Raw genomic sequence first — 8,972 nt, 5'->3', positions numbered from 1 at the left:
ACTTGCCGATGATCTTGCGCTTGGCTTCCGGGTCCGAAACGCCCGCCAGCGCTTTGAAGTAGCGGTCGGCGGCATCGATGCGGATGACCTTGACGCCCATGTGCTCGGCCATGGTCGCCATCACCTGGTCGCCTTCCTTCCAGCGCAACAGCCCGGTATCGACGAACACGCAGGTCAGGCGCTCGCCTAGCGCGCGATGCAAGAGCGCGGCGACAACCGAGGAATCGACGCCGCCCGACAGGCCGAGCAGCACTTCATCGCTGCCGACTTTCTCACGCACGCGGGCGATCTGGTCCTCGATGATGTTGGCGGCGGTCCACAAGGTATTGCAGCCGCAGATATCGACCGCAAACCGGCGCAGCATATGCTCGCCGGATTTGGTGTGGGTGACTTCGGGATGGAACTGCACGCCATACCAGCGGCGGCGCTCGTCGGACATCGCGATGATCGGCACCGACTCGCTACGCGCGGCGACTTGGAAACCGTCCGGGATCGCGGTGACGCGATCGCCGTGGCTCATCCAGACATCGAGTTTTGGCGGCGAGCCGGCGTGGTCCTTCAGGCCATCGAGCAACGCGCACTCGGCAGTGACTTCGACTTCGGCGTAACCGAATTCGCGATGGTGCCCGCCCTCGACATCGCCGCCGAGCTGCATCGCCATCGTCTGCATGCCGTAGCAGATACCGAGGATCGGCAGGCCGCTGTCGAACACCTGCCGCGGCGCGCGTGGCGAGCCGGCCTCGGTGGTCGACTCCGGTCCGCCGGAAAGAATGATGCCCTTCGGTGCGAAACGCGCGATCTCTTCCGGATCGTGATCCCAGGCCCATATCTCGCAGTACACGCCGAACTCGCGGATGCGCCGCGCGATCAGCTGCGTGTACTGCGCGCCGAAATCGAGGATGAGGATCTTGTCGTGGTGGATGTCGGTCATGGATTCGGGAGACGGGAATGGGGAGACGGGATACGGAGGGCCAGGCAATCGACGATGGGCGGAAGAAAACCAGTAGATTCGAAGCAAAGTGCTGCTTTCACGTCTCCCGTCTCCCCATTCCCGTCTCCCACCACTCACCCCATCCGATAATTCGGCGGCTCTTTCGTAATCTGCACGTCATGCACATGGCTCTCGCGCGTGCCGGCCGAAGTAACGCGGACGAATTTCGGGCGGGTGCGCATTTCCTCGATGGTCGCGCAGCCGACGTAACCCATCGACGCGCGGACGCCACCGGCGAGCTGATGGACGATGTTGGCGAGCAGGCCGCGATACGGGACGCGACCTTCGATGCCTTCCGGCACCAATTTGTCGGCATCGGATGCATCCTGGAAATAGCGATCCTTGCTGCCCAGCTCCATCGCGCCCAACGAACCCATGCCGCGATAACTCTTGTAGCTGCGGCCCTGGAACAACTCGACGTCGCCCGGTGCCTCTTCAGTGCCGGCGAACAGGCCGCCGATCATCACCGTGCTCGCACCGGCGACCAACGCCTTGGCGATGTCGCCGGAATAGCGGATGCCGCCATCGGCGATCAACGGAATGCGGCCTTTGAGCACGTCGGCGACCATGCCGATCGCGGTGATCTGCGGAACCCCGACGCCGGCAACGATGCGCGTGGTGCAGATCGAGCCAGGACCGACGCCGACCTTCACGGCATCGGCACCGTGATCCATCAACGCGAGCGCGGCGTCGCCGGTGACGATATTGCCGCCGATCACCTGCACGTTCGGGAAATTCTTCTTCACCCAGGCGACGCGATCGAGCACGCCCTGCGAATGACCGTGCGCGGTATCGACCACGATCACATCGACACCGGCAGCGACCAGCGCCTCGACGCGCGCCTCGGTATCGCCACCGACGCCGACCGCAGCGCCCGACAGCAATTGCTCGTCGCTGTCCTTGGCGGCATTGGGGTTGTCGCGGGCTTTCTGGATGTCCTTGACGGTGATCAGGCCGCGCAGCTGGAAACTGTCGTTGACCACCAGCACCTTCTCGATGCGGTGCTTGTGCATCAGCGCGAGCACTTCGTCGTCGCTGGCGCCCTCGCCGACCGTGACCAGTTTTTCCTTCTTGGTCATGATGTGGCGGATCGGGTCGTCGAGCTTGGTTTCGAAGCGCATGTCGCGGCTGGTGACGATGCCCAGCAGCTGGCCGCCATCGACTACCGGCACGCCGGAGATGTTGCGCGCGCGGGTGAGCTTGATCACGTCGCCAATGGTTGCGTCCGGGCTGACCGTGAACGGCTCGCGGATCACGCCCGCTTCGAAATTCTTGACCTTGGCCACGTTCGCCGCCTGCTGCGTCAGCGACATGTTCTTGTGCAGGATGCCGATGCCGCCCAACTGCGCCATGGCTATCGCCAAACGAGCTTCGGTGACCGTATCCATGGCCGCAGCCACGATCGGCAGGTTCAGGGTGATGCCACGGGTCAGCTGCGTGGACAGGCTGACGTCCTTGGGCAGGACGGTGGAATGGGCGGGAACGAGGGAGACGTCGTCGAACGTCAGGGCTTCGGCCTGGATGCGCAGCATGAGGGTGCGGTTCCGGGAATGGGAAGCGCGCAATTATAGCCTGTCCGCCCCGCTGCGTGCGCCCTGCCCTTGCGTCTGCCCGGATCTCAGCTTGGCCAGCGCTCCATGCACGTCCGACCCGGCGGTGAGCGGTGAGATTGTGCCCGTCATGCCCGCTAAGGCGGGAAGCGCTTCACAACACCGAAGCCGGTCATCCAGTGTCTTTCGCTTTGGGGCTTGGTCGTGATGATTAAAAAGTCACTGGATCCCCGCCTTCGCGGGGATGACGAAACCTCATAGGCTTTTTCCGCTCACCGCTCACCGCTCACCGCTCACCGCTCACCGCTCACCGCTCACCGCTCACCACCTACAACAACGCCAGCGACAACCACGGCACCCACGTGATGATCAGCAAGGCGGCGCCCACCAGCAGGAAAAATGGGGCGCAGGCGCGGGTCAGGTTCACGATGTTGGTCTTGAAGCGATAGGCGGCGATGAACAGGTCCATGCCCGCTGGCGGCATGAAGTAGCCGATCTGCAGGTTGGCCAGCATCACGATGCCGAAATGCACGGGATGGATGCCGTAAGCCACTGCCACCGGCACCAGCAGCGGCGTGAGGATTACGATCGCCGAGAAGATGTCGATGAACATCCCAACCAGCAGCAGCACGCCGTTGAGCAGCAGCAGGAACATGCCGGCCGAATGCACGTGCTGGCGGCTGAAATCGAACAGATGGTTGGGCACTTCCTGGTCGACCAGCCAGTTCGACAGCGCACCCGCCGCGCCGAGGATGATCAGGATCGCACCGACCAGGCGCATCGCTTCCGCCATCAGGTCGGGCAATTTCTGCCACTTGATCTCTTTCTTGATCAGCACGGTGACGATCAGCACGTAAAGCGTCGTAACCGCCGCCGCCTCGCTCGCGGCGAATTTTCCCGAGTAGATGCCACCGAGCACGATCAGCGGCAGCGGCAATTCCCATTTCGCGTCTTTCAACGCCGACCACAGTTCGCCAGCATCGAAACCCTGCGTGGCCTTGGGCAGGCGGCGGCCGACCCACATCGCGTGCAGCGCCAGCACCAGGATCATCAAGCTGCCGGGCATCAGGCCAGCCAGGAACAGGTCGCGCATCGTCACAGCCGGCGTGGTGTTGAGCTGGCCGGCGACGAAGCCGTAGAGAATCAGCGGCAACGAGGGCGCGAACAACAGGCCCAGGCTGCCCGACGACGTGACCAGACCGAGACTGTAGCGTTCGGGATAATTGGCCTTGACCAGCGCCGGATACAGGAACGCGCCGATCGCCACGATGGTCATGCCGGACGCGCCGGTGAACGCGGTGAAAAATGCGCAGGCAACGATCGCGACGATCGCCAAGCCGCCGGGCAGCCAGCCGAGCATCGCCAATGACAGGCGAACCAGTCGCGTCGGCGTGCCGCTCTCGCCGAGAAGGTAACCGGCCAGCGTGAACATCGGGATCGCGATCAGCCCGGGTTTGTCGCCCAGCCGGTAGTACTCGACGGCGACCGCGATCAGGTCGTAACCGGCCGCGTTGAAACCCAGCAACGCGATCGCGGCGATGACCGCGAACAAGGGCATGCCCAGCGCCGCCAACAGCAGGACGATCGTCAACCCGATCAACATCAGACTTCATGCTCCGGTGGCTGGGCGAATGCCGCGACGGCGAAACGCAGGCTCAGCAGGCCGAAGCCCGCCGGAAACGCCAGCATCGGCCACCAGCTGGCGATACCTTCGACGAACACCGCCGGCGCCTCCCTTTCCATCTGCAACATGCCCCAGCCATACCAGGCGAGCAGGCCGCAGAGGATCGCAGTCGCCAGTTGCGTGGTCGCCCAGGCGACGCGACGCCACAGCGGCGAAAACAGCCGCGGCAACGCATCAATCGCGATATGCCGGTGCGCACGCGCCGCACCGAGCGCACCCATCAGCGCCAGCCACAACACGCCCATGCGGCTGATGGTTTCGGCCCATTCCAGGCCGGTTTCGAAAAACATGCGCAGACCGATCTGGGTCAGCGCCAGCAACAGCAAGGTGCCGAGCAATCCGGCCAGCAACAGGTCCTCGGCGCGGTGCAAGCCGCGCAGCAACCGTTGGATCACTTGCCAGCCCCGGCAACGGCCTTGCGGATCGCCGCCATCATTTCCGGCGACACGGTCTTGTCGGTTTCCATCTGCTTGGTGACGCGGGCGCCGATATCGCGCCAGCGCGCAGTTTCGGCGGCATCCATGTTGATCACGCTCAAGCCCTGCTTCTGCATTGCGACCAGTGCGGCATCGTCACCGTGCTTGATGCCGGCGTCAGTGCGCGCCGACGCCGCGGCGAACGCCTTGCCAACGATGGCCTGATCAGCCGGCGTGAGTTTCTGCCAGGTCTTCTGGTCGATCAGAGTGAAACCGATGATGTAGGACAGCGGCAGGTTGATCATGTAGCGCAGCTTGCCGTGCCACTGCAGCGCCACCGCGCCGGACGGCGTGTTGGCGACGGTGTCGACCAGGCCGGTCTGCAGGCTGGTGAAGACATCGCCCAGCGGCAGTGGGATCGGGCTGATCCCGGCCATCTTGAAGGTTTTTTCAGCGATCACGTCGTTCTGCGGGATCCAGAGTTTGGTGCCCATCATGTCGGCCTTCGAATGCAAAGGCTTGATGCTCATGATGTAGGCGAAACCCACGCCGGAAGCACCGAGCATGTGGAAGCCCTTGCCTTCGAAACCTTTCGCCAGCAGCGGATCGATCTGCGGGCGGACCTTGTCGACCTGCGACCAGCCACTGAACAGGAACGGCAGACCGTAGATCGGCGCATCGGGATAAACCGCAGCGAGTTCGCTCGAGGTCAGCACGCCGCCCTGCAACTGCCCGAGACGGATCTTGCGCAGCACGACGGCATCGCTGCCCATCACGCCGCCGGGGAAATATTTCACCTGCACGCGGCCCTGCGTGTTCGTCTGCACTTCGGCAGCGGCGGTGCGCAGTTCCTTCATCCAGGCCGAACCATCCGGCGCCAGCGTGGCGATCTTGATCACCTGCTGCGCCGAGGCGGCGGCGGACAGGCCGAAGCTCAGGCACAGCACGGCCAGCGCGCGGCTCACAAACGGGCGGGTCATTCGATGAGCGTGTTTCATGCAGATCCTCAGAAATAGTCTTTGCCGCTTTCAAGCAGTTTGCGGGCGCGGTCCTGCGCCAGCGTATTGGTCAGCGTGAAGCCGGGCGCCTTCGGATCGGCCGCCAGAACTTCATTCAACAATTTGTCGTGCAAAGCCTGATCGAACACCAGCCGCGCGTAGTACTGCGCAAACAGGGTTTTCGCGTACAGGTTCTTTCCCCCGGACAAGGCTATCGCTTTTTCGAAGTAGCTGCGCCCCAGTTCCGGCTTGCCGCCGACCGCTTCCGGCCGCAGGGAATTCATCACGCCCAGATAGACGTAGGCCTGGCCCTGGTCGATATCGGGTTTCAACGCGACAACGCGATCGAGCAGGGCTTCGATCTTGGGTAGGTCGGCGATCGCGCCCCAGTCTTCGGAATTGGCCTGCAGGTAGCCCGACCAGCTCGATGCCAGGCCATACATCAGGTCGGCGTTGCCATCGGCCGCGACGACGGCGGCAAATTTTTCCGGGTTCTGGTCGATCGCCGCGCACAACGCGGCATCTTCCAGGCAGGTCGCGGTGCGCGCGTACGCGAAGGATTTCTTCGCCAGTCGCTGCGCCCGCTGCTTGTCGTCGCCGGTGAAATTCCCGGCGTAGGCGCCGTTGAGTTTCGCCGCCGCCATCAGCATCGCGGCATTGCCCTTGGCGCCGGGCTTCTGGCCTTCGATCAGGCTGTCGAGCAGCAGCAGATACGCCGGCAAGCCGTCGCGCACGGTCGCGGGATCTTCGCTGTCGAGGATCGCGCTGCCGAGATTGTTGGCGAAGCTGTCGCTGGCTTTCTGCACGATGCTCGCGCAACCGGCGAGGCTGGTGGTGATCAGCAAGGCGATGAGGGCAGGAATAGGCTTCATGCGCGGCAGTCTCCCATAACAGTCATGACAAAAACGCCGGTGCCACTTCCGAGGCTTCCGCCGCTTCGAGCGTGTTCTGCATCAACGTCGCCACCGTCATCGGGCCGACGCCACCCGGCACCGGCGTGATCCAGCTGGCGCGCGCGGCGGCCGCTTCGAAACCGACATCGCCGACCAGGCGGCCATCGTCCATGCGATTGATCCCGACATCGATCACCACCGCGCCCGGCTTCACCCATTCGCCCGGCACCAGACCGGGACGGCCGACCGCGACCACGAGGATGTCCGCCTGCCGCACCTGCGCCTCCAACACCTCGCGTGGGGTGAACTTGTGGCAGCTGATCGTCGTGCAGCCGGCGATCAGCAATTCCAGCGCCATCGGCCGGCCAACGTGGTTGCTGACGCCAACGATGACGGCGGTCTGGCCGCGCACGGGACGATCGGTGTAAGCGAGCAAGGTGGTGATGCCGCGCGGCGTGCAGGGGCGCAGGCCGAATTGGCGCAGCGCGAGATGCCCGACGTTTTCCGGATGGAAGCCATCGACGTCCTTGCGCGGATCGATGCGATGGATCAGCCAGCTGCCGTCGCGATTGCCGGGTAGCGGCAGTTGCAACAGGATGCCGTGGATTTTCGGGTCGGCATTGAGCCGGTCGATCAGCGCCGCGAGATCGGCGTCGCTGGTATCGGCGGGCAGATCGAAATCATAGGCGTGGATGCCGACTTTCTTGCAGGCGCGGCGCTTGTTGCGCACGTACACGGCCGACGCCGGATCCGCACCGACCAGAATCACCGCTAACCCCGGTGGCGGCAGGCCCACTACGCCGCGCAACTCGACCCGCTTGGCGAGATCGTCGAGCAGGGCGTCGGCGATGCGCTTGCCGTCGAGGATTTGCGCGGTCATCGGGTTCCTTGGCTGCGGCGGGAATCTTGCGGACGCTACACTGGTGCGGGATGCCGTTGCGCGGCACCCCGGACTTCGCGAAGGGGTCCGGCCAATTATCCCCGATGAGCTCCCTGCCCCGCCATATGAAACGATCGATCGAACTCGAAGCCGCAGCGTTCCGGCGCCTGCTCGCACATCTCGACGCCCGCAAGGACGTACAGAACATCGACCTGATGATTGCCGCTGGCTTTTGCCGCAATTGCCTGTCCGACTGGTACCGGGATGCCTCCGAAGCGGCCGGCATTCCACTGGCCAAGGAGCAGGCGCGCGAATTGATCTACGGCGAGCCTTTCGCCGAATGGAAAGCGAAATACCAGCCGGAGGCGACGCCGGAACAACTCGCGGCATTCGCGGCGGCGCAAAAACGCCACGACGGCTGAGGCGGATCAGCCGACGCCCGGTCGATTGCGAGACGTAAAAATCACCGCCCGCAAGAATCATCGCCACAAAAAAACGCCCCGGAAAACCGGGGCGTTTCGTTTTCCCTGACGAGGGGATGGCAACGTGAATCGATCAGGCGGCGCGGCGGGTGCGCTTGACCGGGCGCTTCGCTACCGGCTTCTTCTTCGCCGCCGTGCGCTTGGCCGGCGCCTTTTTCACGCCGAGCTTTACCAGCACCGGAGCGAGACGGGTTTCAGCCTGGGCTTTTGCTTCGGTTGCCAGCGCGATCACCTGCTTCTTCACAGGGCCCACCTTGGCCTTGGCTTTCTTGCGGAAGGCGATGACGCTGTCGTTGACCGTCTCGACCGCATCCTGCACGGCGGCGCCGGCACGGGCGCGCAGATCGGAAGCGTTGTCGATGGTGTAGGCATAGGATTTGATCGCCTGCTTGCGACCCAACGAGACTGCGCCGATGCCGGCGAGCAGGAGGTCATGCGGCTGGAACTGGACGGGCTTGGCGGTGCGGGCGGCAGCGCGCTTGCTGGTCTTACGGGCCATGGGAAACCTCGATTGTGGGGATTGGGCCGTACGCGGCCGGATGGTTCGCTGCCGAGTCTCGATAGTCAGGGCTGAGCTTTCACACTAACCCCCCAGAACTTGCACGCCCTCCCCGGCCACGACATTCTCCGACCATCCCAGGGAGAACGAGATGGCGACCAAGAAATCCGGCTGGAGCAAGTTTCCCCACGACGCCAAGGCCTTCGATTACGCCGGCGACAAACTCAAGAAAGCCTGGCCCAGCCTGCATGCTGGCGATGGCGAACCCTTCCCCGACGACAAGCGCGCTGCCGCACTGATCAAGGCCGCCGGCAAGACCGCGCCGAAAGGACTCGCCGCCGCCGACCTGGCCGCGCAACTGCAGGACGCCTGGCGCGCCTTCCATCACGGTGATTTCCAGCAGGCCTTCGAGGCTGGCGAAGCCTTGGGCCCCATCGGTGCCTCGGTCGCAGTCAAGGCGATCGGCATCCATGCCACCTACCTGCTCGACGACGATGCCGAACAGCTCAAACGCTACGAACTCGCCGGCAAACTCGCCGAAGCCGCGATCGCCGCGCTGCCCGACGAGGCCAACAGTCA

The 8,972-nt window shown here is 64.1% G+C and carries 9 protein-coding genes and 1 pseudogene; 2 read left to right on the top strand and 8 right to left on the bottom strand.

The annotated features are described in order from the left end of the window. The 7 genes from guaA to folD all read right to left on the bottom strand — a co-directional run. On the bottom strand, positions 1–931 hold a 931-nt coding region (gene guaA, locus VKM35_RS03795; protein ID WP_324318521.1), incomplete at its 3' end, for a glutamine-hydrolyzing GMP synthase. A 134-nt stretch (positions 932–1,065) separates the two neighbouring features. Then, entirely contained in the window at positions 1,066–2,523 is a 1,458-nt protein-coding gene (guaB, locus tag VKM35_RS03790; RefSeq protein WP_324318519.1) for an IMP dehydrogenase, read from the bottom strand. A gap of 346 nt (positions 2,524–2,869) precedes the next feature. Then, complete coding sequence (locus tag VKM35_RS03785) at positions 2,870–4,144, bottom strand: TRAP transporter large permease subunit (RefSeq protein WP_324318517.1); 1,275 nt, start codon at positions 4,142–4,144, stop codon at positions 2,870–2,872. Next, positions 4,144–4,620, bottom strand: a complete 477-nt coding sequence (locus VKM35_RS03780) for a TRAP transporter small permease (protein WP_324318515.1) — start codon at positions 4,618–4,620, stop codon at positions 4,144–4,146. The genes VKM35_RS03785 and VKM35_RS03780 overlap by 1 nt, the downstream gene beginning before the upstream one ends. Further along, a complete protein-coding gene (gene dctP, locus VKM35_RS03775) occupies positions 4,617–5,621 on the bottom strand; it encodes a TRAP transporter substrate-binding protein DctP (protein ID WP_324318513.1) in 1,005 nt (334 codons plus the stop codon). Before dctP ends, VKM35_RS03780 begins: the two co-directional genes overlap by 4 nt. A gap of 26 nt (positions 5,622–5,647) precedes the next feature. Beyond that, a complete protein-coding gene (locus VKM35_RS03770) occupies positions 5,648–6,511 on the bottom strand; it encodes a TRAP transporter TatT component family protein (protein ID WP_324318512.1) in 864 nt (287 codons plus the stop codon). Positions 6,512–6,533: 22 nt separating this feature from the next. Then, positions 6,534–7,412, bottom strand: coding sequence for a bifunctional methylenetetrahydrofolate dehydrogenase/methenyltetrahydrofolate cyclohydrolase FolD (gene folD / locus VKM35_RS03765; protein WP_324318510.1), 879 nt, complete (start codon positions 7,410–7,412; stop codon positions 6,534–6,536). Positions 7,413–7,537: 125 nt separating this feature from the next. Here folD and VKM35_RS03760 point away from each other — a divergent pair, with 125 nt between their 5' ends. Further along, positions 7,538–7,834, top strand: coding sequence for a DUF1244 domain-containing protein (locus VKM35_RS03760; RefSeq protein ID WP_324318507.1), 297 nt, complete (start codon positions 7,538–7,540; stop codon positions 7,832–7,834). A gap of 133 nt (positions 7,835–7,967) precedes the next feature. Here the strand turns inward: VKM35_RS03760 and VKM35_RS03755 are convergent, their stop codons facing one another. Then, entirely contained in the window at positions 7,968–8,393 is a 426-nt protein-coding gene (locus VKM35_RS03755; protein ID WP_324318506.1) for a hypothetical protein, read from the bottom strand. Positions 8,394–8,544: 151 nt separating this feature from the next. On the opposite strand from VKM35_RS03755, the pseudogene VKM35_RS03750 reads away from it, so the two are divergent. After that, positions 8,545–8,972, top strand: a pseudogene (locus tag VKM35_RS03750) (hypothetical protein); the annotation flags it as partial.

This window comes from Arenimonas sp., assembly GCF_035312645.1.
Lineage (GTDB): Bacteria > Pseudomonadota > Gammaproteobacteria > Xanthomonadales > Xanthomonadaceae > Arenimonas.
Note: the sequence above shows the minus strand (reverse complement) of the source record. Positions and strands in the feature narration are given on the sequence as shown.